Source organism: Streptomyces sp. NPDC091272 (assembly GCF_044757485.1).
Taxonomy (GTDB): domain Bacteria; phylum Actinomycetota; class Actinomycetes; order Streptomycetales; family Streptomycetaceae; genus Streptomyces.
Genome location: NZ_JBIVVC010000013.1, coordinates 32,726 through 59,264 on the forward strand (window position 1 = coordinate 32,726; position 26,539 = coordinate 59,264).

The window sequence follows — 26,539 nt, forward strand, 5'->3', positions numbered from 1 at the left end:
ACGCAGGCCGCGAGGGCCTGTCCGAGGGGAGGGAGGGGTCATGAGGGTCAGCGTTTTCGGGCTCGGTTACGTCGGCTGTGTTTCCGCCGCGTGCCTGGCCGGCATGGGTCACGAGGTCATCGGGGTGGACGTGAACCAGGTGAAGGTCGACCTGGTCAACGACGGCAGGGCCCCGGTGGTGGAGGAACGCATCGGTGAACTCGTCGCCGAGGTCGTGCGGACGGGAGCGCTGCGCGCCACCGGCGACGTCCGCGAAGCGATCATGGGCAGCGAGGTGTCGCTGATCTGTGTGGGCACCCCGTCGGAGCCCAACGGCAGCCTGTGCACCACGTATCTGGAACGGGTCACCGAGCAGATCGGCGTGGCGCTCGCCGAGCGGGGCGGGCGGCAGACCGTCGTCTTCCGCAGCACCATGCTCCCCGGCACCTGTCTCAACCTGCTGGTGCCGATCCTGGAGAAGGCCGTCGGCGGCACCGCGGGAGTGGACTTCGGGGTCGCGGTGAACCCGGAGTTCCTGCGCGAGGGCACGAGCGTGCAGGACTTCTTCGACCCGCCCAAGACCGTCGTCGGCGAATTCGACCGGGCGAGCGGCGACGTGGTGACCGCGCTCTACGAGACCTTGCCCGGCGAGGTGTTCCGGGTGCCGGTCCCGACGGCCGAGGCGATCAAGTACGCGGACAACGCCTTCCACGGCCTCAAGATCGGCTTCGCCAACGAGCTCGGCGCGGTGTGCCAGGCGCTCGGCGTGGACTCGCACCAGGTGATGGACGTGTTCCTGGCAGACCGCAAGCTGAACATCAGCCCCGCCTATCTGCGGCCCGGCTTCGCCTTCGGCGGCTCCTGCCTGCCCAAGGACCTGCGCAGCCTGGTCCACGCCGCGCAGCGGGCCGACGTCTCGGTGCCCATCCTCGCGCACGTACTGCCGTCCAACGCCGCACATCTGCAACGTGCGGTGGACATGGTGGAGCGCACCGGCAAACGCCGGGCGGGGCTGTTCGGCCTCTCCTTCAAACCCGGCACCGACGACCTGCGCGAGAGTCCGCTGGTCGAGCTGGCGGAGACACTCCTCGGCAAGGGCTACGACCTGAGGATCTACGACGCCAACGTGAGCCTCTCCCGGCTGCTCGGCGCGAACCGCGAGTACATCGAGACCAGGCTGCCGCACCTCGCGCAACTGCTCGCGGACTCCGTCGACGAGGTGCTGGCGCACGCCGAGGTGTGCCTGGTGGGCACCAGGGACCCCGCGGTTCTCGCCGCGCTCCCCCACGGCGAGGGGCCGGTGCTCATCGACCTCGTCCACCTCCCCGACGCCGATGCGCGCCGGGCCGAACAGGGGTACGTGGGCCTTGCCTGGTGACACGTCGTTCGACGGGACAGGCGGCCCGGCTTCCGGGTCCGGCGGCGCGGCCGGCCCGTCCGCCGGGTCCGAGGGCACGGCACGGGGCGGCCGGCCGGGCCGTCGCGCCCTGATCCTGGTGGAGAACCTTTCGGTGCCGTTCGACCGGCGGGTGTGGCAGGAGGCGACGACGCTGCGTGACGCGGGCTGGGAGGTGCACGTCGTCTGCCCCCGGGGGGAGAAGCGGGACACGGAGGCGGAGGCCGTCGTCGACGGGGTGCGCATCCACCGTTACCCGCTGCGCGCGGCCACCGGGGGGCCGGCCGGCTATCTGCGGGAGTACGGTGCGGCGCTGTGGCACACCGCCCGGCTGGCCCGCAAGGTCGGCCCGGTCGACGTGGTGCACGCCTGCAACCCGCCCGACCTCCTGTTCCTGCCCGCGCTGTGGCTCAAGCGGCGTGGCGCACGGTTCGTCTTCGACCAGCACGACCTGGTGCCGGAGCTGTACCTCTCCCGGTTCGACCGCGGCGAGGACCTGCTGCACCGCGCGGTGTGCGCGCTGGAGCGGCTGACCTACCGGGCGGCGGACATCGTGCTCGCCACGAACGAGAGCTACCGGGACGTCGCGGTGCGCCGTGGCGGCCGGCGGCCCGAGGACGTCTTCGTGGTGCGCAGCGCACCCCGGACCGACCGGTTCCAACCGGTGCCGCCGGAACCGGAGTTGAAGCGGGGCAAACCCCATCTGCTGTGCTATCTCGGCGTCATGGGACCGCAGGACGGCGTCGACTACGCCCTGCGCGCCCTCGCCAAGCTGCGGGACGAGTTGGGGCGGAGCGACTGGCACGCGGTGTTCATCGGCTCGGGCGACGCCTTCGACGCGATGGTGGAGCTTTCCGGGCGGCTCGGGCTCGGCGCGCAGGTGGAGTTCACCGGGCGCATCCCGGACGGCGACCTGCTGCGCCACCTGTCCACCGCGGACGTGTGCCTCTCCCCCGACCCGCGCAACCCGCTCAACGACGTGTCGACCATGAACAAGGTCCTGGAGTACATGGCGATGGCACGGCCTGTCGTCTCCTTCGACCTCCGCGAGGCGCGGGTCTCCGCCGGTGAGGCCGCCCTCTACGCGCCCGCGAACGACGAGAGGGCGTTCGCCGAGCTCATCGCCGTGCTGCTGGACGATCCCGGCCTGCGGGCCCGGATGGGCAAGATCGGCCAGGAGCGGGTCGGCGGAGAACTGTCCTGGCGGAACTCCCAGGTCGCGCTGCTCGCCGCCTACGCCGCCGCCTGCCGCCCACGCCCCCGGGCCACGGCGACCAGGGCGCCCAGGGCCCGGAAGAGGCAGCGCAGTTGAGCGAGGACACGATACGCCTGGCCACGGTCGCACGGATCCTTCGCAGGCGCCGGCGGCTGCTCGCCGTTCTCACCGTGCTCGGCGCGCTCGTCGGGTTCGGCGCCTCGCTGCTGCTCCCGCCGCGGTACACGGCGTCGGCGTCGGTGCTGCTGCCGGGGCAGTGGGAGGAGCGTGAGCTGCTGACCCAGGTGGGCATCGCGACCAGTTCGGTGGTGGTCGACCGCGTGGCTGCCGCTCTCGGCCGCCCGGAGGCCGGCGAGGGGCCGCTGCGGGAGCGGGTGGGCGCCGGCGCCGCCGAGGGCAACATCGTCAGGATCTCGGGTACGGCCGCCACCCCGGAGCGTGCGCAGCGCCTTGCCGACGAGGTGGCCCGGCAGTTCGTCATGTTCGCCGCGCGGCTCGGGGGCGGCGCGACCGACTCCACGGCCACCTCCGGGCCCGAGGCGTTGCGGCAGCAGGTGGTGCAGACCAACCGCCGTATCACCGACCTGGCCAACGCGGCCGATCCTGGCCGGTCCGTGGAGAGCGTGCAGGCACGCACCGCGCTGGAAAGGCTGCGCAGCACGCTGGAGGAGGCCATGGAGAAGCTGGCCGCTGCCGACCCGACGACCAGTACGGCCGGCATGGTGGTCATGGGCCCCGCTCCCCGGCCCACCGGCGCCGCGCCGCCGACGAGGACGCATCTGGTCGCCGGCGGGGCGCTGTTGTTCCTGCTGGTGACGGTCGTCGCCCATCTCGGGGCCGCGCGGGCGAACCGCAGGCCGCGCACCGGGCCGGAGTTGGCGGCGGCGCTGGGCTGCACACTGCTGGGCACCGTCGACGTACCTGACGGGCCGCGTGCGCGGCGGACGGCCGGCCAAGGCCCCTGGCCCCGGTTACGCCGGCTGCTCGGGGCCGACACCCGGTGGGACGTGCCGCCCCCGCGGAGGTCGGGGGGCGAGGCGGACAGGCGTCTTCGCTACCAGCGGGTGTGCGCCCGCCTACGGGACCAACTACCGCCCCCAAAGAGCCTTTTGGTCGTCGTACCGGCCGGCGACGACACTGCTCGCCGGGCCGCCGACCAGCTCGTGTCCGAGGCAGCGGCCACGCCGTCCCCGAGCACGCCGGACGAGAAAGGCCCCCTGCTGCGGGTGTTCGAGGTGGGAATGGAGCGGCCGACGGTGCCCGAGTGCGACACCGGGTCCGGCGCCCTGGTCGTACTCGGCGCGGGCCACTGGACCGCGCAGGAACTCGCCGAGGTCGCCGGGGCGTGCGCGGACGGCGGGCACGAGGTCGTCGGCGTCGTCGTCGCCGGTACGGTGCGGGCCCGCCCGGCGCCGTCCGACGGCCCGCAGGCGGACGAGGCCGCTCCCGTGCTCGCGGTCGGCGGCCGGGGGACGGGGGGTCCGCGGTGACGGCGCGCACGGCCTCGGAGCCGTCCGCGGTGGCTCCGCTCATCGACCTGCAGGCGCTGGTGGTGGCGGTGCGCAGGCGCCGCCGCCTCTGGTACGCCATGGCGCTGCTGGGGCTGCTGGCCGGTACGGCCCTGGCGGTCCTGCTGCCGACCCCGCCGACCGCGGTGACCACGGTCCTCGTCGCGCACCGGGAGGACCAGCCCAACGACACCGGAACCCTGATCCGTACCGACGTCGCACTTCTGGCCACCACGCGGATCGCCGGTCAGGCCCTGCGGTCGCTCGGCTCCCAGGACGAGCCGGAGGACTTCCTGCGGGACTACCGGGGCGCCGCCCTGAGCAACAACCTGATGCGGATCGACGTGTCCGCCGGGAGCGACGCGCAGGCGGTGGCTCGCGCCAAGGCGCTGGCCGACGCGTTCGTCGCGGACCATGTGCGGCGGATGCGGGAGACCGCCGAGGCCGAGGCGAAGGCGCTGCTCGACCAGCGTGACCGGATGCGGACCGAGCTCGCCCAGGTCAACGGGGCGATCGGCGGCCGGTCGCCGGAGAGCGATCCGCAGGGGGCGGCGAGCATCGAGTCGCTCTTCGCCCGCCGGGCCGAACTCAACTCGCGGATCACCGACTTCGACCAGCGCGCCGCCGAGGCGGGCACCGGCACCCCCCGGCTCGTCGCCGGTACGCAGATCGTGGACGCCCCGCGCGCGGTGCGGCGCTCGCTGCCCAGGGCCGCAGCCACCAACGCCGGGATCGGACTCGTGCTCGGCCTCGTCGTCGGACTCGCGCTGGCCGCGGTCACCTCCGTGGTGGCGGACCGGCCGGTGCTACGCCGTGACATCGCCGCGCACCTGGGCGCCTCGGTCATCGCGGAGCTGCCCCACCGGCCGGGCGGGCCGTGGCGGCGCCGAAGGACCCGCAGGGCGCGCGAGCGGCTCGCGGCGACGCTGGCACGCACCGTGCGCGGCCGTGAGGAGCCGCGGTCGCTGCCGGAGCTGTCGCTGCTGGAACTCGGGTGTGCGCGCGGCGCGAGCGTGATCGCGCGGGACCTCGCCGAGGCGCTGGCGGCGGACGGGCCGGTGGTCCTCGTCGACGGACTGCCGGGCCCGCAGCTCGCCGGGAGACGCCCGAAGCCGGGCGGCCCGGAGGTGGTCGGCCCGGAGGTGGTCGGCGGTGAGAGCGCCGAGGCCGGGGCGCAGGAGAGGCTGCGGATCGGTGTCGGCTCGGTGGCGCCGGGCACGGCGTGGACCGACCTCCGCCACCTCGGCTCCCGGGCCGTGCTCGTCGTGCGGGCCGGGCACGGCAGTACCGCATGGCTGCACACCGTGGCACGGCAGCTCACCGAGCAGCGCATCGCGGTGAGCGGTGTGGTGCTGATCGACCCCGACCCGCGGGACAGGACCGACGGCACGCTGTGGGACGGACCCGACGGACCGCGCCCCGCGCCGCGCGGGCGCGGCGAGCGGCAGGCCCGGCTGAACGGGGCCGGCCGGCGGCTGCCGGTGCGCACCGCACCGGTCCCGGACAACGACCAGGAGGCGCGGTAGACATGTGTGGCATCGCAGGCGCGTACCGGTGGCCGGACGGGAAGGCCGTGACCGACCGGCTCACCGACGTCCTCGCCCACCGCGGTCCGGACGGCTCGGGCCGCTACGGCCACCCCGTCGGTGACCTCGACGTGCAGCTGGGGCACCGCCGGCTCGCCGTCATCGACCTGTCCGAGACCGGCGCCCAGCCGATGGTCGTGGACGGTCTGGCCCTGACGTACAACGGTGAGCTGTACAACGCGCCCGAGCTGCGCGCCGAGCTCACGTCCGCCGGGGTGCGTTTTCGTGGCACCTCTGACACCGAGGTGCTGCTGGAGGCCTGGCGGCGCTGGGGCACGGACTGCCTGGCCCGGCTGCGCGGCATGTTCGCGTTCGCGGTCTTCGACGAGCGCACCGGTGATCTGGTGCTCGTCCGCGACCAGCTCGGCATCAAGCCGCTGTTCCTGCTGCGGCGGCAGACGGGTCTGGTGTTCGCCTCGGAGCTCAAGGCGCTCGCGGCGGCCACCGGCGGATCCCTGGAGGTGGACCCGGCGGCGCTGGTGGCCTCGCTGCTGTACTACTGGGTGCCGGACTCGCGGTGCGCGTTCCGTGAGGCGGAGAAGCTGCCGCCAGGTACCTGGTTGCGGTGCCGGCCCGACGGCCGGGTGGAGCGCGGCAGGTTCTGGCACCTGAAGGACGTCGCCGCCGAGGGCCGGGACCGGGCGCTGGCCGGTGAGCTGCCGGATGTCGCCGCCGTCGTCGAGGAGTCGACCCGGCGCCATCTGGTCTCCGACGTCCCCGTGGCGACCTTCCTCTCCGGGGGCCTGGACTCCAGTTACCTGACCGCGCTGGCGGCCCGCGACCGGCCCGGGATCTCCGCCTACACGATCGGGTTCCGGCCCGAGGACGCCCGCTTCGAGGCGATGCCGGACGACCTGCGCCACGCCCGGCAGGTGGCGGCGCGGTTCGGTGTCGACCTGCACGAGATCGAGATCGCGCCGGACGTGCTCGACCTGCTGCCGCGGATGACGTACCACCTGGACGAGCCGATCGGCGACCCGGCCGCGATCAACACCTTCCTGATCTGCGCGGCGGCCCGGGAGGCCGGGGTCAAGGTGATGCTCTCGGGGATGGGCGCCGACGAGCTGTTCGCCGGGTACCGCAAGCATCTGGCCAACCTGCTGGCCCTGCGCTACCAGCGCGTCCCGCGGCCGCTGCGGCGCGGGCTGGCCGCGGGCGTGGACCGGCTCCCGGTCGCGAGCGCGCGGCGGGGGTACCGGTCGGTGCGCTTCGCCAAGCGGTTCCTGTCCTTCGCCGGTCTGCCGCAGGAGACCGCGTTCCGGCGCAGCTACACCATGTACGACCGGGCCGAACTGCTCGCCCTGGTCGACCCGGACCTCGCGGGGACGGTCGACGACGTGCTGAACGAGCACGCGGACCTCTACGAGGACAACGACCTCGACGACTTCGTGAACCGCATGTGCCTGGCCGACGCCCGGATGTTCCTGCCGGGCCTCAACCTCGCCTACACGGACCGCTCCAGCATGGCCGCGTCGACCGAGGTGCGGGTGCCGTACGTGGACGTCGAGGTGGTGCGGGCGGCGTTCGCGGTGCCGGGCAACCGCAAGATCGTCGGCCGGCAGGGCAAGGCCGTCCTGAAGGAGGCCGCCGTGTCGGTCCTGCCCCGGGAGATCGTGTACCGGCCCAAGGGACTGTTCAGCGCACCGCTGCGGGCCTGGATGAGCCGGGACCTGGCGCCGCTGGTACGGGAGGTGGTGCACGACGGCGTGCTGGTGCGGTCCGGGTTCCTGAGCCGCGAGGCGCTGGCGCGGATGGTCGCCGAGGACGCCGCCGGGCAGCGGGACTACTCCAAGCACCTGTGGCACGTACTGACTCTCGAGTACTGGTATCGCGACGCGACGTCCGGGTCCGGGTCCTGCCGGGACGCCCGTTCAACGGCTTAGAGATTTCGGAGGAGTTCGGGTGAAGCAGGTCGTACAGAACTACAGGAGCGGCGAGCTGGCGGTGCTCGACGTGCCCGTGCCGGGGTGCAAGCCCGGCGGGGTGCTGGTCCGCACCGCCTACTCGCTGATCTCCACCGGGACCGAGCTCATGAAGGTGTCCGAGGCCGGCATGTCGATGCTGGGCAAGGCCCGCTCGCGCCCCGACCAGGTGGCGAAGGTCGTCCAGAGCGTGGCCACCAACGGGGTGCCCGCCACGTACCGCAAGGTGATGGGCAAGCTGGACTCCTACACGCCGTTGGGCTACTCGCTGTGCGGCGTGGTCGAGCAGGTCGGCGCGGGGATCGACGAGCTGAAGGTGGGCGACGTCGTGGCCTGCGCGGGCAACGAGCACGCGCTGCACGCCGAGCTCAACTGGGTGCCGAAGAACCTCTGTGCGCGGGTGCCGGACGGCCTCGCGCCGCGGCACGCGGCTTTCGGCACCGTCGGCTCGATCGCGCTGCAGGGCGTACGGCGCGGCGAGTCGCAGCTCGGCGACGTGGCCCTGGTGATCGGTCTCGGGCTGATCGGGCAGCTGGTGGCGCAGCTGCTCACCGCGTCGGGGGTGCGGGTGGTGGGGGCCGACCCCGACCCGGTGCGCTGCGCACTCGCCGAACAACTGGGGGCTGCGGCATGCGGCGATCCCTCGTCGGCCGCCGTGGCAGCCGCTGTCGCCGAGCTCACCGCCGGACATGGCGTGGACCAGGTGTACCTGGCGGCCGGCGGCGGCAGCAACGAGCCCGTGGAGCTGGCCGCCCGGCTCTGCCGGGACCGCGGCCGGGTCGTCGACATCGGCAAGTGCCGTCTGGACCTGCCGTGGAACGCGTACTACGAGAAGGAGCTCGACGTCCGGTTCTCCCGCAGTTACGGTCCGGGGCGCTACGACCCCGAGTACGAGCTGGAGGGGCGCGACTACCCGATCGGCTACGTGCGCTGGACCGAGCGCCGCAACCTGGCGTGCTTCCTGGACCTCCTCGCCCGTGGCCGCCTCGACGTGGAGCCGCTGGTCTCCCGGGTCGCCGACTTCGAGGACGCCGTGGAGACCTACCGGAGCCTGGGGAGCGGCGAACTGAAGGCCGTGGCCGTGCTGTTCCGGTACGCCGGGCAAGAGGCCGGCACGGACCCCGCGACGGCGCCGGAGCTATCGGCGCACGAGCCCTCGGTGACGGTGCCCGCGGTGACCGTGCCCGCGGTGCGGCGCGACGGCACGACGTCCGGGTCGACCAGGTCAGCGTCGGCCCGGTCCGCACCGCTCCGGTCCACGCCGGCGCCGGTGCGCCTCGCGTTCGTCGGTGCGGGCAACTACGCGTCGTCGATGCTGCTGCCGCACCTGGCACGGCGCGAGGGTGTCGAGTTGTCGACAGTGGTGACGACGACGACCCTGTCCGCGGCCAACGCGAGGCGCAAGTTCGGCTTCGCGGCGGCGACCACCGATCTCGACACCGTGCTCGGTGACAAGGACGTCGACGCGGTGTTCGTGGTCACCCGGCACAGTTCGCACGCCGAACTGACCCGCAAGGCACTGCTCGCCGGGAAGGCGGTGTTCGTCGAGAAGCCTTTGGCGCTCACCGCGGACGAGCTGGCCGGGGTGCTCGCCGCTGTGGAGGAGTCGGGCAACGACCGGGTGATGGTGGGGTTCAACCGCCGGTTCGCGCCCCTGCTGCGGGAGGCCGCGAGACGGTTCGGCGCCAGGACCGGCCCGGCGAGCCTGCGCTACCTGGTCAACGCGGGCCGGCTGCAGCACGGCAGCTGGTACCTCCAGCAGGGCTCCGAGGGTTCGCGGTTCGCCGGCGAGGGCGGTCACTTCATCGACACGGCCAGCTGGCTGCTCGGGGCCGACCCGGTCTCGGTGTACGCACTCGCCGCGCCGGGCAACGAGGACCTGCAGGTCGTGCTGGGCTACCCGGACGGTTCCACCGCCACGCTCAGCTACGTCACCACGGGGTCACCCGGCTTCCCCAAGGAGACCCTTGACCTGGTCGCCGACGGGAAGGTGCTGCGGCTCGACGACTTCGTCCGGGCCTCGGTGCACGGCCGCAGGAAATGGGTCAGTTCGAGGCTGCCCAGAGCCAGGGACAAGGGCCAGTCGGCCGAGCTGGCCGCGTTCGTCGGGGCCGTACGGTCCGGCGGGCCGATGCCGGTGCCGCTGGAGTCACTGGCCGTCACCACGGCGGCCACCCTCGCCGTGCGCACCGCCCTGGCCGGTGGCGCGCCGGTGAGGCTGGAGAGGGCGCGATGACCACGAGCACGCTCTGGTACTTGCGGCGGCTGTCCCGGATGGGGCCGCGGGAGGTCGGCGGCCGGGTGGGGGACGCGGTGCGCAGGCGGCGGTGGCGGTCGGCGCGGCCGGCCGGTCCGCGGGTGACGGGCGCCCGGTTCACCGCGGTGCTGCCCGCCGGGACGCTCGAAGCGATGCCGGCGGACGCGGTGAAACGTCTCGTCGCCGAGGCGGACCGGCTGATGGCCGGGCACGTCGAGTACTTCGGCGTGGTCCGCGACGACCTGACCGACCCCGACTGGTGGTACGACCCGAAGACCGGCCGCCGGGCGCCCTGGGGGTACGCCTTCGGGCTGCCGTACCGGGACGAGGACACGGTCGGGGACATCAAGCAGATCTGGGAGCTGTCCCGGCACCAGTACCTGACCGTGCTCGCCGCCGCCTACGCGCTCACCCGGGACGACCGGTACGCGGAGCGGGTGGCCGGGCACCTGCGGGGGTGGTGGGCGGCCAACGCGCCGCTGCGCGGGGTGCACTGGATCAGCGGGATCGAGCTGGGGATCCGGCTGCTGTCCTGGGTGTGGATCCGCCGGCTGCTCGACGGCTGGCCGGGGGCTGCCGCCCTCTTCGAGAACAACCCGGTGGCGCTGCGGCAGATCTGGCACCACCAGCGCTGGCTGGCCGCCTTCCCCAGCCGGGGCTCCTCGGCCAACAACCACGTTGTCGCCGAGGCCGCCGGGCAGTTCGCCGCGTCCTGCGCGTTCGGCTGGTTCCCCGCCTCGGCCCGCTGGCGGGCCAGCGCGCTGCGTACGCTGGAACGTCACCTGCGGAGCAACACCTTCGGCTCCGGCCTCAATCGCGAGCTGGCCACCGAGTACCACGGCCTCGTGCTGGAGCTCGGCCTGGCCGCGGTGGCGGAGGCTGCCGCGGCAGGCGTGCCGGTCCCCGCGTCGGTACGGCAGGTGCTGCTGCGGATGACCGACGCGCTCGCGGCCGTCGTGGACAACCGGCTGCGACCGCCCCGCCAGGGGGACTCGGACGACGGGCACGGACTGGTCGTGGACGGTGCGGGCACCGACCGGTGGGCCTCGCTGCTGGCCACCGGGGACGCCGTGTTCGGGCGCCTCGACTGGTGGCCCGCGGTGCGGGGCAGCGATGTGCGCACCCCGCTGCTGGTCTCGCTCATCGGTACGTACGCGAAGGACGCGGCCCTGTCGCGGGTGGCCCGTCCGGCGGAGCGGCCGGACCACTTCGCCGACGCGGGCATGACCCTCCTGCGCGGGCCCGAGGAGATCTGGTGCCGCTGCGACGGCGGCCCGCACGGGTTCCTGTCCATTGCCGCGCACGCCCACGCGGACGCGCTGTCCGTGGAGGTCCGGCACGACGGGGTCGACGTGCTCGCCGACCCGGGGACGTACTGCTACCACGGGCAGCCGAAGTGGCGGCAGTACTTCCGCTCGACGCTCGGCCACAACACGCTCCAGCTGGACGGCGGTGACCAGTCCCTCTCCGGCGGCCCTTTCCTGTGGACCCGGCACGCCCGCAGCCGCGTCCTGGTCGCGGACACCTCCGGTGCGGACGTGTCCCGGTGGTGCGCCGAGCACACGGGCTACCGGGGCTCCTTGCACCGCCGACGGGTGGAACTCGACCACTCGGCGCGGGAGTTACGGGTGACCGACGAGGTGCACGGACCGCGCCGGGCCGTGCGGCTGGCCTTCCATCTCGGCCCGGCGGTCACCGCGGACCTGGTGGGCGGCCGGGCCCGGCTCACCTGGACCAGGGACGGCGAGGACCGCTGTGCGGTGCTCGACCTGCCGGCGGAGCTGCGCTGGCGGGCCCACCGCGGCGAGAGCGAACCGCCGCTCGGCTGGTACTCCCCCGGCTTCGGACGCAAGGAGGCGGCCACCACGCTGATCGGCACCGGCTTCAGCTCGGGCCCCGCGCCGGCCGGCGGGTTCAGCACCGTACTCAAGTTCAGCGACTAGGAGGGGGGGGACGCATGGGGATCAGGTGGCGGCACCGGGCGTTGCCCGCGGCACCGCTGGTGCTCGCCGTGCTGGCGGCGGCCGGCTGCACGAGCACGCCGGACGTCCCGCCGAAGCCCGCCGGTACGCGGTCGGCCGCCGCCCCGGGAGCGCCCGCGACGTCCGCCCCCCGGGTGTGCGCCAGACCTTCGGCCGGCCCGGCGAAGGCGCCCGCGGGCGCGGTGACGGTCGATCCGGCGGTCGTCGGAGACCTGGCCAGGAAGACCGGGAGCAGCCCGCCGCACACCACGTTCTGGCTGCGGCCGGGCAAGCACACGCTTGTGCCGGAGCAGTACGCCCAGGTCATCCCCAAGGAGGGCAACCGCTACCTCGGCGCCCCCGGCGCGGTGCTGGACGGCCGCAAGAAGAACCAGTACGCGTTCGGGGGCGCGGCCGCCGACGTCACCATCAGCCATCTGACCGTGCAGCACTTCGTCGCTCCGCACGACGAGGGCGTGGTCAACAACAGCTCCGCGGACGGCTGGGTGATCGAGCACTCGACGGTCCAGTACAACTCCGGCGCCGGGATGATGGCCGGCGCCCGCCAGCAGGTCCGCGCCAACTGCCTGCGTGAGAACGGGCAGTACGGCATGAACGCCTACAAGGCCGGTGACTCCATCCGGGGGCTCGTGGTCGAGGGCAACGAGATCGTCGGCAACAACACCGGTGACTGGGAGCGGCGGAGGCCGGGCTGCGGCTGCACCGGGGGGATCAAGTTCTGGGCGGTCAACGGCGCCGACGTCCGCGGCAACTGGGTGCACGACAACCGCGGCGCAGGGCTGTGGGCGGACAACAACAACAACGACTTCCTCTTCGAGAACAACGTCTTCGAGGCCAACGACGGCGTCGCGCTCATGTACGAGACCAGCTACAACGCGATCATCCGGAACAACACGATGCGGCGGAACAACTGGGTGGAGGGCGGCAGCGCCGCCAGGCGCGGCGACAACTTCCCGAACGGGACCGTCTACGTGTCGGAGGCCGGCGGCGAACCGCGGGTCAGGGCCCGCACGGCCAAGATCGAGATCTACCGGAACGTGCTGGAGGACAACTGGAACGGCATCACGTTGTGGGAGAACGCCAACCGGTTCTGCAACAGCCCGGCCAACACCTCCACCGGCTACTGCACGCTGCTGGTGAAGGACACCCGGCGGTGCGCGCAACCGGCGATCGGGAAGGCGCCGCTCTACGACGACTGCCGGTGGAAGACCCAGCGGGTGGACATCCACGACAACCGGTTCCTGCTGGACGCCTCGGTCGTCAGGTGCACCACCGAGTGCGGCCGGATGGCGGTGCTGTCCAACTACGGCACCTACCCGGACTGGTCGCCGTACCAGGCGAAGCGGGTGTCCGAGGCGCTGGTGCACAAGCAGGGCAACCGCTGGCACGACAACGTCTACCGCGGGCCGTGGAGCTTCGTCGCCGACGACCCGGATCGGGCGGTCGACTCCGGGCAGTGGCAGGACACGCCGTACGGGCAGGACCGGGGAAGCACCTTCGACCCGCGGGCAGGTGGCTGACGTGGCCGGCGGACCGGGGCACGGGGAGCAGCCGGGGCACGGGGAGCAGCAGGGGGGCGAGGTCACGGACGCACCGGTCACGGCGGAGGCCCGGCGCGGCGGCGAGCTGCGTCCGGCCGGCACGCCGAGGGCGGTCGGCGCGGTCTGGGGGCTGCTGGGCCTCAACGTGCTCGGCTCCGCCGGGGCGCAGACCATCTTCCCGCTGCCGCGCTCCCTCATCCAGATGGTCACCATGGGCGCGCTCGCCGCCGCGTTCGCGCTGGCGCTCGCGCTCAATCTCCGGCTGCGGGTCAGGGCGAGCGCCTTCTTGTTCCTGCTCACCCTGCTGCTGGTGCCGGGCGTGCTCGCCAGCGTGAACCTGGAGGCCGGGTTGGGCGCGCTGTTCCGCTGCTGCCGCCTCGCGCTGTTCGTCACCACACTGTGGCTGCTCAGCAGGTGGTGGGACGGCAGCCTGACCTTCGTCCGCGCCCATGTGCGGATGTACTTCGCAGTGCTGGTGTCGGTGGTCGCAGGCCTGGCCGTGTCTCCGGGCGCCGCCATGCCCGAGCTGTACGGGGGGCGGCTGGTCGGAGCGCTGTGGCCGCTGACCCCGCCGCAGATCGGCCAGTACGCCGCGGTGATCGTCGGGTTGACCGTGCTGCTCGTGCTGGACGGCAGGACCACCAGGGCCGGCGTAGCGGTGGTCGTCGTGCCTTCGCTCGTCCTGCTCGCGATGACCCACACCCGGACGGCCACGATCGGCCTGCTCGCCGGTCTGACGCTGGCGGTCTGCTCGCTCGTGCTGACCAGCGCCGCCGCCCGCCGGTTCTTCGGCTGGGCGGTGCTGGTCGCCACGGTGGCCGCCGTCGGGTTCGCCTCCCTGTTGCAGGCGTGGTTCCTGCGCGGGCAGTCCCAGGAGTACTTCACCAGTCTCACCGGCCGGGCCAAGGTCTGGGACGCCCTGCTGGCCGCGCCCCGGACCGCGTCGGAGGAACTGTTCGGCACGGGTCTGGGCGACAAGTCGTTCGGCGGGCTGCCGATCGACAACAGCTGGCTGGCCGTCTACGACGAGCAGGGCCTGGTGGGCGTCGCCGTGGTGACTGCGCTCTTCGTCGTGCTGGGCGGTGTCGCGCTGCTGCGGCCGCCGTCGCTGCCGAGGGCCTGCGCGATCTTCCTGATCAGCTATGTGGCGATCTCCTCGTACACCGAGGCCGGTCTCGGCGACGCCTCGGCCTATCTGCTGCATCTGGCCCTGGCCGCCTCGCTCCTCGCGGTGCCCGCTGGGGACGCGACGCCCCCGGCGCCCGCGGTTCCCCGACCAGACGTCCCGCGACGGATCAGGAGGTGACCCCCGGTATGCATGTCCTTGTGGTCCACAACCGCTACTCCTCGGCGCAGCCGAGCGGGGAGAACAGGGTCGTCGACGAGGAGGTGGGACTGCTGCGCGCGGCCGGGCACCGGGTCGACGTGTTCGAGCGGCGCAGCGACGACATCGCGGCGCGGTCCCTGCTCGGCAAGGTCGCGGTGCCCCTGCTGGTGCCGTGGAACCCGCCGGTCCGCGCCGAGCTGACCGCCCGGTTGCGGGACGAACGGCCCGACGTGGTGCACGTCCACAACGTCTTTCCGCTGCTGTCCCCCGCGGTGCTCGCCGCCTGCGCCGACGCCGGTGTGCCCGTCGTCGCCACCCTGCACAACTACACCCAGGTCTGCCCGCCCGGCACGCTGCGGCGGGACGGCCGGCTGTGCACCGAGTGCGTCGGGACGAAGCTGGCGCTGCCCGCGGTCCGGCACGGCTGCTACCGCGAGTCCCGGGCGGCGACGGTGCCGCTCGCCGTCAGCATGTCGCTCAACCGGCGGCGCTGGTGGACCGGGGTGGAGCGGTTCTTCTGCATCTCCGCGGCACAGCGCGACATCCTGGTGCGTTCCGGCATGCCGCCCGAACGGCTGGCGGTCAAGCACAACTTCGTGCCCGACCCTGGCTCCTGCCGCACGGGCCCCGGCGAACACCTGCTCTTCCTCGGCCGGCTCGCGGAGGCCAAGGGGGTGCGGCTGCTGATGGCCGCGTGGGACGAGATCGCGGCGGGCGGCGGGGTGGGCGTGCCTCTGGTGCTCGCCGGGGCGGGGCCGCTGGCGGAGGAGGTGACCGCGTGGGCGGCGGGCCGGGACGACGTGCGGTACGTCGGGCTGTACGACCCCGCGCAGTGCCGGGAGGCCGTCGCACGGTCGGTCGCCGTGGTGGCGCCCTCGATGGCACTGGAGACGTTCGGCCTGGTGGTCGCGGAGGCGATGGCGGCGGGGGTTCCCGCCGTCGCCGCCGGTCACGGTGCCTTCGTCGAGCTGGTCGAGGCGGGGGTGAGCGGGCTGCTGCATCTGCCGGGCGACGCCGCCTCACTCGCGTCCTGCCTCCGCCAGCTCGCGGGCGACCCCGGCCGCAACCGGGAGATGGGGCGGGCGGCCCGGCGCCGTTACGAACAGGGCTTCAGTCCCGAGGTCGGACTCGAACGCCTGGTGGAGGGGTACCGCACCGCGATCGCGGGGCGGTCCGGCGGTGCGGTCGGCGCGCCGCCGGTGGGAAACAAAGGAGCCGGCTCGCGGCGGGTCACCCGCGCGGGCGGGGATGGGGGCAGTAGATGACACGATGCCGACTCTGCGGCTCGGCGGCGCTGGCGAGCGTCGTCGACCTGGGGGCGACCCCGCCGTGCGAGAGCTTCCTCGCCGCGGACGAACTGGACAGCCCGGAGCCCGCGTACCCGTTGCACCTGCGGGTCTGCACCGACTGCTGGCTGGCGCAGCTCCCGCCGCTGATCACTCCGGAGGAGACCTTCACGCAGTACGCGTACTTCTCCTCCTACTCGACCTCCTGGGTGGAGCACGCGCGCACGTTCGTCGCCGACGCCGTGGCGCGCCTCCCGCTGGGCCCCGACGCCTTCGTGGTCGAGGTCGCGAGCAACGACGGGTACCTGCTGAAGCACCTGGTGGACCGTGGTCTGCGTTGCCTCGGCATCGAGCCGTCTGTGAACGTGGGCGCCGTGGCGCGGGAGGCGGGGGTGCCCACGCTCTCGGCGTTCCTCGACCCGGCCACCGGTACCGCCGTGCGCGCCGAGCACGGCCCGGCCGACCTGGTCGTGGCCAACAACGTGTACGCGCACATCCCCGACGTGGCCGGCTTCACCCAGGGGCTGCGCGCCCTGGTCGCCGACGACGGGTGGGTCTCCATCGAGGTCCAGCACCTGCTGACGCTGATCGAGGAGAACCAGTACGACACGATCTACCACGAGCACTTCCAGTACTACACGGTCGCCTCCGCCATGCGGGCGCTGGCTGCCGGGGGGCTCGCCCTGGTGGACGTCGAGCTGCTGCCCACGCACGGCGGTTCCGTCCGGCTGTGGGCCAGGCCGGCCGCGGCGGCCGGTCCTCCGGGGCCGCGTGTGGTGGACGTGCTGGCCAGGGAGAAGGCCGCCGGGCTGCAGGAGCTGTCGGGTTACGCCGAGTTCTCCGCCCGGGTGGCCAAGGTGCGCCGGGACCTCCTGCGGTTCCTCATCGACGCCGCCGAGCAGGGGAAGACGGTCGTCGGCTACGGCGCCCCCGGGAAGGGCAACACGCTGCTCAACCACTGCGGCATCCGGCCCGACCTGCTCCCGTACACCGTCGACCGCAACCCGTACAAGCACGGCAGGTTCACCCCGGGCAGCCGCATCCCGATCCTGGCCCCCGAGCAACTCGCCGCGGACCGCCCCGACTACGTCCTCGTCCTGCCGTGGAACCTGCGGGCCGAGCTCGTCGAGCAGCTTTCCTTCGTGCACGACTGGGGCGGCCGGCTGGTCTTTCCCATCCCGGAACTCAGCGTTGTCGAGGTCACGTCGTGAAGGAGATCGCAGCATGAAGGTCGTTCTGTTCTGCGGCGGTTACGGGCTGCGCATGCGCAGCGGCTCCGCCGACGACGTGCCCAAACCGATGGCGATGGTCGGCCCGCGGCCACTGATCTGGCACGTCATGCGCTACTACGCGTACTACGGACACACCGAGTTCATCCTGTGCCTGGGGTACGGGGCGCACCACATCAAGGACTTCTTCCTGCGCTACGAGGAGACGATCTCCAACGACTTCGTGCTGCGCGGCGGTCGGACCGAGCTGCTGTCCACCGACATCGCCGACTGGACGATCACGTTCGCGCAGACGGGCCTGGAGTCACCGATCGGGGAACGGCTGCGCCGGGTGCGCCATCACCTGGACGGCGACGAGATGTTCCTCGCCAACTACGCCGACGTGCTCACCGACGCCCCGCTGCCGGAGATGATCGAGAGGTTCGCCCGGCGCGACGCCGGTGCGTCGATGATGGTGGTGCCGCCGCAGTCGTCCTTCCACTGCGTGGAGCTGGGCGAGGACGGCCTTGTGGGGGGCATCACCGCGGTGAGCGAGCTGCCGCTGTGGGAGAACGGCGGGTACTTCGTGCTCCGCCAGGAGGTCTTCGACCATCTCCCCGCGGGCGGGGACCTGGTTGCCGACGGCTGCGCCCAACTGGCCAAGCAGGGACGGCTGGTGGCGCACCGACACCGTGGGTTCTGGAAGCCCACGGACACAGTGAAGGAGCGGGCCGCGCTGGACGACGCCTACGCCAGGGGCGAGCGTCCGTGGGCCGTGTGGGAGCGGGACGCCTCGGGGGTGCGCGCGTGATCCGGCTCGGCGCCGGACGCCTTGAGCGGGTCGTCGCGGTGGGCGCGCACTGTGACGACATCGCCATCGGCGCAGGCGGCACGCTGCTGACGCTGTGCCTGGCGCGGCCGGGTGTCCGCGTCGACGCCCTGGTGCTCTCCGGCGGTGGCGGCGACCGGGAGCAGGAGGAGCGGGCCGCGCTCACCGCCTTCTGTCCGGGCGCCGACCTGCGGCTGACCGTGCTCAAGCTGGCGGACGGCCGGGTGCCCGCGCAGTGGGAGGAGGCCAAGGCAGCGGTCGAGGAGCTGCGCGCGCGGAGCGAGCCGGACCTGGTGCTCGCGCCGCGTACCGACGACGCCCACCAGGACCACCGTGCGCTGGCCCGGCTGGTGCCGACCGCGTTCCGCGACCATCTGGTGCTCGGCTACGAGATCGTCAAGTGGGACGGCGATCTCGGCCGGATGCCGGCGTACCAGCCGCTGTCGCCCGAGGTCGCCGAGGAGAAGGTGCGGCTGCTCCAGGAGCATTACCCCTCGCAGCGGCGCCGGCCCTGGTACGACCGGGAGGCCTTCCTCGGCCTGGCCCGCATCCGCGGCGTCGAATGCCACGCGCGTTACGCCGAGGCGTTCGCCGTCACCAAGCTCGCTCTGAATCTGGGGGACTGAACCTTGCGCGTACTGCTGACCGGACACCAGGGCTATCTGGGCACCGTGATGGCCCCGGTCCTCGCCGCCGCCGGGCACGACGTAGTCGGCCTCGACGCCGGCCTGTTCGCCGACTGCGTGCTCGGCCCGCCGCCGGTGGACCCGGCGGGGCACCGGGTGGACCTGCGGGACGTCACCGCCGAGCACGTGGCCGGGGTGGACGCCGTGATCCATCTGGCGGCGCTGTCCAACGACCCGCTGGGGTCGCTGGCACCCGACCTGACGTACGACATCAACCATCACGCGTCGCTGCGGCTGGCCCGGCTGGCCCGCGAGGCCGGGGTGCGCCGTTTCCTGTACGCGTCGACCTGCTCGGTGTACGGCGCCTCGGGTGGCGACGGCCTGGTGACCGAGGACGCTCCGCTGCGCCCGGTCACTCCGTACGCGGAGTCCAAGGTGCGAGTGGAGGACGACCTGCACGCCCTGGCCGACGGCGACTTCAGCCCGGTGTACCTGCGCAACGCCACGGCCTTCGGGTTCTCGCCCCGGCTGCGCGCGGACATCGTGCTGAACAACCTGGTGGGCCACGCGCTGCTGTCCGGCGAGGTGCTGGTGCTGTCGGACGGCACACCCTGGCGGCCGCTGGTGCACGCCGTCGACATCGCGCGGGCCTTCACGGCCGCGTTGGACGCGCCGCGCGAGGCGGTGCACGACCGGGCGTTCAACATCGGCAGCGAGGTCAACAACGTCACCGTCGCGGAGATCGCCGAGCAGGTCGCCGACGCGGTGGACGGCGCGAAGGTGGTGATCACCGGGGAGAGCGGCGCCGACCCGCGTTCCTACCGGGTGGACTTCTCCCGCTTCCGCGCGGCGATACCCGGCTTCGCCTGCGAGTGGACCGTGCGGCGGGGAGCCGACGAACTCGTTGGGAAGTACCGGGAGTTCGCCCTCACCCGGGAGGACTTCGAGCAGCGCTTCACCCGGCTCGCCGTACTGCGCGCGGCGACCGGGTCCGGGGACGTCGACGAGACCCTCAGGCGGCGCCGGTGACCGCGGTCGGCGCGCAGATGCACGCCCTGGTGGAGCGGCTGTACCCGCTGTGCCGGAGCATCACGGGCGACGGGGTGCGCGCCACCCTGGACATCGTCGACGAGTACGTGCCCCTGGAGAGACACGAGGTGGCGACCGGTACCCGGGTGCTCGACTGGACGGTGCCGCAGGAGTGGAACATCCGTGACGCGTATGTCGCCGACAGCGCCGGGAACCGGGTGATCGACTTCGCCGCCTCCAGCCTGCACGTGCTCGGCTACAGCGTGCCGGTGTCGGCGACCATGCCGCTGGCCGAGCTCCGCGCGCACCTGCACACGTTGCCGGACCGGCCGTCCTGGGTGCCCTACCGCACCAGCTACTACCGGCCGCAGTGGGGGTTCTGCCTGGCCCAGGAGACCCTGGACGCGCTGCCGGACGGCGAGTACGAGGTGCACATCGACTCCACGCTCGCCGACGGCCATCTCAGCTACGCCGAGCACGTCGTCCCGGGCCAGGTCCCCGACGAGGTGATCGTCTCCAGCCACGTCTGCCACCCGTCACTGGCCAACGACAACCTGGCCGGCATCGCGGTGGCCACCTTCCTGGCCCGCGCCCTGGCACGGGAGACGCCGTACTACACCTACCGGTTCATCTATGCGCCGGGCACCGTCGGGGCGATCACCTGGCTGGCCCGCAACCAGGACCGGATCGACCGGGTCAAGCACGGCCTGGTGCTCGCCTGCGCGGGCGACCGGGGCGAGTTGACGTACAAGGAGAGCAGGCGCGGTGACGCGGAGATCGACCGGGTGCTGCGGTACGTCCTGGGCGCATCGGGGCGTCCGCACCGCGTCACCGGCTTCACTCCGTACGGCTACGACGAACGGCAGTACTGCTCCCCCGGGTTCGACCTCGGTGTGGGCTCGCTCTCCCGGACCCCTTACGCCGGATATCCCGAGTACCACACCTCGGCGGACAACCCGGACTTCGTCTGTCCGAAGGCGATGGCGGACACCCTCGACGTCTGCCGCGAGGCGGTCGCCGTCCTCGACCGCAACCGGCGGTACGTCAACCTCAGTCCTTACGGCGAACCGCAGCTGGGGCGGCGGGGGTTGTACGACTCGCTCGGCGGCCGGAGCGACGCGCAGGAGGCCCAGCTGGCCATGCTCTGGGTGCTCAGCCTCTCCGACGGCGAACACAGTCTGCTGGACGTCGCCGAGCGGTCCGCCCTGCCGTTCGACACCGTCGCCGTCGCGGCCGACGCCCTGCACGGCGCCGGGCTGATCAAGGCATGACGCCCATCGCCGCCGGGAGGCAGAAATCACGGGGGCCGGCGGCCGGTGGCTCGGCGTCCGGACGGGCCATGGCCGGCCGGCTGTCCTGGGGGCTGGCCGACCAGGCGGCCTCCAGCATGACCAACTTCGCGGTGGGCATCTACGTCGCCCGCTCGCTGGGGCTGGTCGCCTTCGGGGTGTTCAGCCTGGCCTGGCTGACCTACGGCGTGGTGCTCAGCGTCTCGCGCGGGCTGGCCACCGACCCGCTCGTGGTGCGCTTCAGCGGGGTGCCGGACGCCTCATGGCGTACGGCGTCGGCCCGGTCGTCGGGTACCGCGCTCGGCGTCGGCGTGGGAGTCGGTGCGGCGTGCCTGGCGGTAGGGCTCGCTCTGGGCGGCCAGGTGGGGGGCGCGTTCGCCGCCCTCGGCGCCGTGCTGCCGGGGTTGTTGCTGCAGGACGCCTGGCGGTTCGCGTTCTTCGCCGCCGGCGCCGGACGCAAGGCCTTCGTCAACGACCTCGTGTGGGGCGTCGCGCTCGTCCCTGCCATGCTGCTGGCGGCCAGGACCGGCACCGTGGCCGCCTTCGTGCTGGCCTGGGGCGCGTCGGCCACCGGGGCGGCGGCGTACGGCTGCTTCCAGTCCGGCATCCGGCCGCTCGTGTCCGGAGCACGCGAGTGGCTGCGTGTGCACCGCGACCTCGGCTACCGGTACCTGGTCGAGAATGTCGGTGTCAGCGGGGCCGCCCAACTGCGGGCCTACGGCCTCGGGTTGATCGTGGGCGTCGGCGCGGTGGGTGTCGTCCGGGGCGCCGAACTGCTGCTCGGCCCGTTCCTCGCCCTGCTGATGGGGCTGTCGCTGGTCACCGTCGCGGAGGCGGCGCGGGTGCTGCGTCAGGCCCCGCACCGGTTGCGGAAGTTCTGCCTGCTGCTCGGCGGCGGGCAGGCCGCCGCCGCCCTGCTCTGGGGCGGTGCGCTGCTGCTGGTGCCCGACCGGCTCGGGGTGCTCGTGCTCGGCGGGGTCTGGGACGCCGCGTCCGCGCTCGTCGTCCCGGCCACGCTCGGCGTCGCGGGCGCCGGTCTCGGCGTCGGTGCGGCTGCCGGGCTGCGCGCCCTCGCGGCGGCCCGGCGCAGCCTGCGCTGCCAGCTGTTCGCCTCCGCCTGCTACGTGGGCGGCGGACTCGGCGGGGCTGCGGTGGGCGGCACTGCGGGCTCCGCCTGGGGGGTGGCCGCCGCGACCCTGATCAGCTCGGCCGTGTGGTGGCTGCAACTGCGGTCCGCCCTGCGCGAACGCCTCCGGCTCCCCCCGTCCACAGCCTGAGAACGCCGTCGGCTCCGCCCGCCCACAGCCCGAGAACCCTCCCGTTCCGTCCGCGTCACCAGAACACCGCCGTCTCCCCCATCCGCGAAGTGAGGACGCCATGGCCGCCCAACCCCGGCTCAGCATCGGACTGCCCGTGTACAACGGCGAGGAGTACCTCGCCGAGGCGCTCGACGCCCTGCTCGGCCAGACCTACCAGGACTTCGAACTGGTCGTCTCCGACAACGCGTCGAACGACGGGACGCAGGAGATCTGCCGCAAGTACGCCGCACGGGACCCCCGCATCCGGTACATCCGGCTGTCGAGGAACATCGGAGCGGCGCCCAACCACAACTACGTGTTCACCGAGTGCCGTGGCGAGCTGTTCAAGTGGGCCTCGCACGACGACCTGTACGCCCGGGACCTGCTCCGGCGCTGCGTGGAGGCCCTGGACGAGCGTCCGGACGTGATTCTCGCGCACGCCCACCAGGCGGTCATCGACGAGGACGGCCAGGTGAAGGTCCCCTACGACTACACCCTGGCCACCGACTCGCCGCGCGCCCCCGAGCGCTTCCGCAGCATGCTCTTCGAGCCCGGCGGTGACGACTTCTACGGGGTGATGCGGGCCGACGTGCTGCGCCGGGTGAAGCCGCACGACAGCTACCACCACGCCGACCGCACGTTCGTCGCGGAGATCGGTCTGCACGGTCCCTTCCACCAGGTGCCGGAGCTCCTGTACTTCCGCCGCGACCACCCCACCCGCGCCGAGCGGGCGAACCCCTCCAAGCGCTCCCGGTGCGTCAATCTGGACCCGCGCCGGGCGGGCCTGCTGCACCCCACTCCCCGGCTGCTCGCCGAGTACGTCGCGGGCTTCGTCGCGGCGATCCGCCGGGCGCCGCTGTCCGCTGCGGACCGGGGCGCGTGCTACCGCCATCTGGCCGCGTGGCTGGCCAGCCGGGCCAGGCCGGGCGCGGGCGAGCGGGTGGAGGACCGCACCCCGGTCGACACGGCGCTGCGTGCCGTGTCCGTCGACGCGCTCGTGGCCGGGCGTGAGGGGCGGCTGGGATGACGTCCACCGCCCGCCGAACTCCCCCGCGGGTGGGGGTGTTCGGCCTGCTCGGCTCCGGCAACCTCGGCAACGACGGCTCGCTGGAGGCCCTGCTGAACCACCTCCGCGCCGCACATCCTGACGCGGTCGTGGACGGGCTGTGCGGCGGTCCGGACGTGGTCGCGGCCCGCTTCGGGATTCCCGCCGTCCGGCTGCACCGGTACCGCGGCGAGTACCGGACCGCTTCCCGGGCGGGTGCGATCGCGGCGAAGGGCCTGGGCAAACTCGTCGACGCCGTGCGGACCGCGGCCTGGGTGCGCCGGCACGACGTGGTGATCGTGCCGGGCATGGGCGTCCTGGAGGCCACGTTGCCGCTGCGGCCCTGGGGTTTCCCGTACGCGCTGTTCCTGCTCTGCGCGAGCGGCCGGCTGCTGCACACCCCGGTCGCGCTGGTCGGTGTCGGTGCCGACGCGATCAGCGACCCGGCGACCCGGGCCCTGGTGCGATGGTCGGCGCGGCTGGCCGCTTACCGGTCCTACCGCGACGACCTGTCCCGCGACGCGATGCGGGCGATGGGCGTGGACACCGCGCGGGACGAGGTCTTTCCGGACCTCGCCTTCGCCCTGCCGGCGCCGCCACCGGGCGTGAGGTCCGGACCGCCGGGCAGCGTCTGCGTCGGTGTCATGGCCTTCCACGGCAGCAACGAGGACCGTGCTCGGGCCGAGGAGATCCATCGACGCTACCTCGAAGGGACGACCCGATTCGTCCGCGCGCTCGCCGGGGAGGGCAGGCGGGTCCGGCTGCTCACCGGCGACGACGTCGACCGGCCGGTGGTCGCCGCGATCCTCGACGCGGTCGACTCCCCTCTGGTCTCCGCCGCCGAAACCTCCTCGCTGACGGGGCTGATGGAGGAGATGGCCACCGCCGAGGCCGTGGTGGCCACCCGCTATCACAACCTGGTCTGTGCGCTGCGGGTCGGCACGCCGACGCTCGCCCTCAGCTATGCCGCGAAGAGCGACGCTCTCATGGACCGGATGGGCCTGGGCGCGTTCCGGCACCCGGCCCGCGACGTCGACCCCGACCAACTGCTGGCTCAGTTCCGCGAGTTGGAGAAGCGGTCGACGGAGCTGCGCCGCGTCCTCGCCACACGGAACCTGGTCGTCGCGGACCAGCTCCGCGACCAGTTCGCCGCCTTGACCACGGCCCTCTTCCCGGCCGCGGACCGCGCCCACACCTCACGGGAGAAGACATGAGAGCGACCGAAGTCCCGGAGATCGACGGCGCGTACCTCTTCGCCTCGACGCCGCATGCCGACGAACGCGGCTTCTTCTGCCGTACCTTCGACGCCGAGGTGATCCGCTCGGTGGGCCTCGACCCGTACTCCTTCGTCCAGGACAGCGTGTCCCGCTCAGCCAGGGGGGTGCTGCGCGGGCTGCACCTGCGCTCCGGCGCGGGCGAGGCCAAGCTGGTGCGGTGTTCGTACGGGAGGATCTTCGACGTCGTCGTGGACCTGCGGCCGTCCTCGCCGACCTACCTCCACCGGGCCCTCCTCGAACTGTCCGACGAGACGCAGGCGACCCTCTACATCCCGGCGGGCTGCGCGCACGGCTTCCAGGCTCTCACCAGCACGGCCGACACCTCGTACCGGATCGACCGGCCGCACGACCCGGCCGAGGACGTCACCATCGCCTTCGACGACCCCGATCTCGCCATCCCCTGGCCGCTGCCGCCCACTTCGATGTCCCGGCGCGACCGGGAGGCGCCGAGCCTCGCCGAGGCACTGAAGCAGAAAGAGAGCTGAGGCCGACGTGGACCGGGCAGCGGAAAGAGACGCAGAGGCAGTGGACGTCGACGGGCCAGGAGTGGGCGGCGAGGAAACGGGAACGGGCGCCGGCGGGTTCGCCCTGCCCAGGTCCAGGCTGGCCAACGAACGCCTGCACGCCCTGATCCCCGGCGGCGCGCACACCTACGCCAAGGGCGACGACCAGTACCCCGAGCACCTGGCCCCGGTCATCAGCCACGGCCGGGGCGCCCATGTGTGGGACCTCGACGGCAACCGTTACGTCGAGTACGGCTCCGGGCTGCGTTCGGTCAGCCTGGGCCATGCCCACCCCCGCGTCCTCGAAGCGGTGCGAAGGGAGCTGGAGCGCGGCTCGAACTTCGTCCGGCCGTCCGTCGTGGAGATCGAGGCGGCGGAGCGTTTCCTCGCCACGGTGCCGACCGCCGAGATGGTGAAGTTCGCGAAGAACGGCTCCGACGTCACCACCGCCGCGGTGCGACTCGCCCGCGCCGTCACCGGCCGCGCGCGCGTGGCCGTCTGCGGTGACCAGCCGTTCTTCTCGGTCGACGACTGGTTCATCGCCACCACCCCGATGTCCGCGGGCATCCCGGCGGCGACCGCGGAGCTGACCGTGTCCTTCCCCTACGGTGACCTGGCCGTCACCGAGCAACTGCTCGACCGGTACCGGGGCGAGATCGCCTGCCTGATCCTCGAACCCGTCGGCCACACCGAGCCCTCCCCCGACGCCCGCCCCCATCCGGGCGACGAGAGTCCCGCTGCCGGATACCTCGCGGGCCTGCGCGAACTGGCCGACCGGCACGGCTGCGTGCTGATCTTCGACGAGATGATCACCGGCCTACGCTGGTCGGAGGCGGGCGCACAGGGGCTGTACGGCGTGGTCCCCGACCTGTCCACGTTCGGCAAGGCGCTGGGCAACGGGTTCGCCGTCTCCGCGCTGGCCGGGCGCCGCGAACTGATGGAGTGGGGCGGGCTGCGCCACGGTGGCGAGCGGGTGTTCCTGCTGTCCACCACGCACGGCGCGGAGACCCACTCCCTGGCGGCTGCGGCAGCCGTCCAGACCACCTACGTCGAGGAGGCGATCACCGATCAACTGCACGCCCTCGGCGCGCGGTTGGCCACCGGTGTCCGCGCCGCCGCGGCCGGCGCGGGTGTCGGCGACCACCTGGTGGTCCGGGGCCGGGCCAGCAACCTGGTCTTCGCGACCCTGGACGAGCACGGGCAGCCCTCCCAGCATTACCGCACCCTGTTCCTGCGCCAGCTCCTCGCGGGCGGGGTGCTCGCCCCCTCGTTCGTGGTGAGCAGCGCCATCGACGACACCGACATCGACCGCACCGTCGACGTCGTGGCCCAGGCGTGTGCGGTGTACCGCAAGGCGCTGGACGCAGGCGATCCCTCCCCGTGGCTGGCGGGGCGCCCGGTGAAGCCGGTGTTCCGCCGCTCGGTGTGAGACGTG

At 73.0% G+C, this 26,539-nt stretch carries 20 protein-coding genes; all 20 read left to right on the top strand.

Annotated features, from left to right (window positions below):
* Positions 1-40 precede the first annotated feature (40 nt).
* The 20 genes from ACIQM4_RS29055 to ACIQM4_RS29150 all read left to right on the top strand — a co-directional run bounded on the left by ACIQM4_RS29055 (position 41) and on the right by ACIQM4_RS29150 (position 26,533).
* Positions 41-1,357, top strand: a complete 1,317-nt coding sequence (locus ACIQM4_RS29055) for a nucleotide sugar dehydrogenase (RefSeq protein ID WP_401597578.1) — start codon at positions 41-43, stop codon at positions 1,355-1,357.
* Positions 1,347-2,687: a glycosyltransferase family 4 protein gene (locus tag ACIQM4_RS29060; protein ID WP_401597580.1), complete on the top strand. Its 1,341-nt coding sequence runs from the start codon at positions 1,347-1,349 to the stop codon at positions 2,685-2,687. The genes ACIQM4_RS29055 and ACIQM4_RS29060 overlap by 11 nt, the downstream gene beginning before the upstream one ends.
* Positions 2,684-4,081 (top strand): Wzz/FepE/Etk N-terminal domain-containing protein, encoded by a 1,398-nt coding sequence (locus tag ACIQM4_RS29065; protein ID WP_401597582.1) that lies wholly within the window; start codon positions 2,684-2,686, stop codon positions 4,079-4,081. Before ACIQM4_RS29060 ends, ACIQM4_RS29065 begins: the two co-directional genes overlap by 4 nt.
* Positions 4,078-5,625, top strand: coding sequence for a Wzz/FepE/Etk N-terminal domain-containing protein (locus ACIQM4_RS29070; protein ID WP_401597584.1), 1,548 nt, complete (start codon positions 4,078-4,080; stop codon positions 5,623-5,625). The genes ACIQM4_RS29065 and ACIQM4_RS29070 overlap by 4 nt, the downstream gene beginning before the upstream one ends.
* A 2-nt stretch (positions 5,626-5,627) precedes the next feature.
* A complete protein-coding gene (gene asnB, locus ACIQM4_RS29075; RefSeq protein ID WP_401597586.1) occupies positions 5,628-7,568 on the top strand; it encodes an asparagine synthase (glutamine-hydrolyzing) in 1,941 nt (646 codons plus the stop codon).
* 19 nt (positions 7,569-7,587) lie between these two features.
* Positions 7,588-9,843, top strand: coding sequence for a bi-domain-containing oxidoreductase (locus ACIQM4_RS29080; RefSeq protein ID WP_401597588.1), 2,256 nt, complete (start codon positions 7,588-7,590; stop codon positions 9,841-9,843).
* Positions 9,840-11,807 (top strand): alginate lyase family protein, encoded by a 1,968-nt coding sequence (locus ACIQM4_RS29085; RefSeq protein WP_401597591.1) that lies wholly within the window; start codon positions 9,840-9,842, stop codon positions 11,805-11,807. The genes ACIQM4_RS29080 and ACIQM4_RS29085 overlap by 4 nt, the downstream gene beginning before the upstream one ends.
* A 14-nt stretch (positions 11,808-11,821) precedes the next feature.
* Complete coding sequence (locus tag ACIQM4_RS29090) at positions 11,822-13,366, top strand: right-handed parallel beta-helix repeat-containing protein (protein ID WP_401597593.1); 1,545 nt, start codon at positions 11,822-11,824, stop codon at positions 13,364-13,366.
* The gene (locus ACIQM4_RS29095) at positions 13,359-14,693 is read left to right on the top strand and encodes an O-antigen ligase domain-containing protein (protein ID WP_401597595.1); all 1,335 of its coding nucleotides are present in this window, start codon (positions 13,359-13,361) and stop codon (positions 14,691-14,693) included. The genes ACIQM4_RS29090 and ACIQM4_RS29095 overlap by 8 nt, the downstream gene beginning before the upstream one ends.
* A gap of 8 nt (positions 14,694-14,701) precedes the next feature.
* On the top strand, positions 14,702-15,979 hold the full coding sequence (locus ACIQM4_RS29100) for a glycosyltransferase (RefSeq protein WP_401597597.1): 1,278 nt from the start codon (positions 14,702-14,704) through the stop codon (positions 15,977-15,979).
* Positions 15,976-17,211, top strand: coding sequence for a class I SAM-dependent methyltransferase (locus ACIQM4_RS29105; protein ID WP_401597600.1), 1,236 nt, complete (start codon positions 15,976-15,978; stop codon positions 17,209-17,211). The genes ACIQM4_RS29100 and ACIQM4_RS29105 overlap by 4 nt, the downstream gene beginning before the upstream one ends.
* A gap of 13 nt (positions 17,212-17,224) precedes the next feature.
* Positions 17,225-18,019 carry a glucose-1-phosphate cytidylyltransferase gene (locus ACIQM4_RS29110; RefSeq protein WP_401597603.1) on the top strand — a complete coding sequence of 265 codons (795 nt, stop codon included), beginning with the start codon at positions 17,225-17,227 and terminating at the stop codon, positions 18,017-18,019.
* Positions 18,016-18,663, top strand: a complete 648-nt coding sequence (locus ACIQM4_RS29115; protein WP_401597605.1) for a PIG-L deacetylase family protein — start codon at positions 18,016-18,018, stop codon at positions 18,661-18,663. Before ACIQM4_RS29110 ends, ACIQM4_RS29115 begins: the two co-directional genes overlap by 4 nt.
* Positions 18,664-18,666: 3 nt before the next feature.
* Positions 18,667-19,692 carry an NAD-dependent epimerase/dehydratase family protein gene (locus ACIQM4_RS29120; protein WP_401597607.1) on the top strand — a complete coding sequence of 342 codons (1,026 nt, stop codon included), beginning with the start codon at positions 18,667-18,669 and terminating at the stop codon, positions 19,690-19,692.
* Between the two features lie 17 nt (positions 19,693-19,709).
* Complete coding sequence (locus tag ACIQM4_RS29125) at positions 19,710-20,963, top strand: DUF4910 domain-containing protein (RefSeq protein ID WP_401597973.1); 1,254 nt, start codon at positions 19,710-19,712, stop codon at positions 20,961-20,963.
* 68 nt (positions 20,964-21,031) lie between these two features.
* Positions 21,032-22,258 (top strand): hypothetical protein, encoded by a 1,227-nt coding sequence (locus ACIQM4_RS29130; RefSeq protein WP_401597976.1) that lies wholly within the window; start codon positions 21,032-21,034, stop codon positions 22,256-22,258.
* Positions 22,259-22,358: 100 nt separating this feature from the next.
* Positions 22,359-23,306 (top strand): glycosyltransferase family 2 protein, encoded by a 948-nt coding sequence (locus ACIQM4_RS29135; RefSeq protein ID WP_401597609.1) that lies wholly within the window; start codon positions 22,359-22,361, stop codon positions 23,304-23,306.
* Positions 23,303-24,538 (top strand): polysaccharide pyruvyl transferase family protein, encoded by a 1,236-nt coding sequence (locus ACIQM4_RS29140; protein ID WP_401597612.1) that lies wholly within the window; start codon positions 23,303-23,305, stop codon positions 24,536-24,538. Before ACIQM4_RS29135 ends, ACIQM4_RS29140 begins: the two co-directional genes overlap by 4 nt.
* Entirely contained in the window at positions 24,535-25,086 is a 552-nt protein-coding gene (locus ACIQM4_RS29145; protein ID WP_401597615.1) for a dTDP-4-dehydrorhamnose 3,5-epimerase family protein, read from the top strand. Before ACIQM4_RS29140 ends, ACIQM4_RS29145 begins: the two co-directional genes overlap by 4 nt.
* A gap of 40 nt (positions 25,087-25,126) precedes the next feature.
* Positions 25,127-26,533, top strand: a complete 1,407-nt coding sequence (locus ACIQM4_RS29150) for a glutamate-1-semialdehyde 2,1-aminomutase (protein ID WP_401597618.1) — start codon at positions 25,127-25,129, stop codon at positions 26,531-26,533.
* Positions 26,534-26,539: the final 6 nt, after the last annotated feature.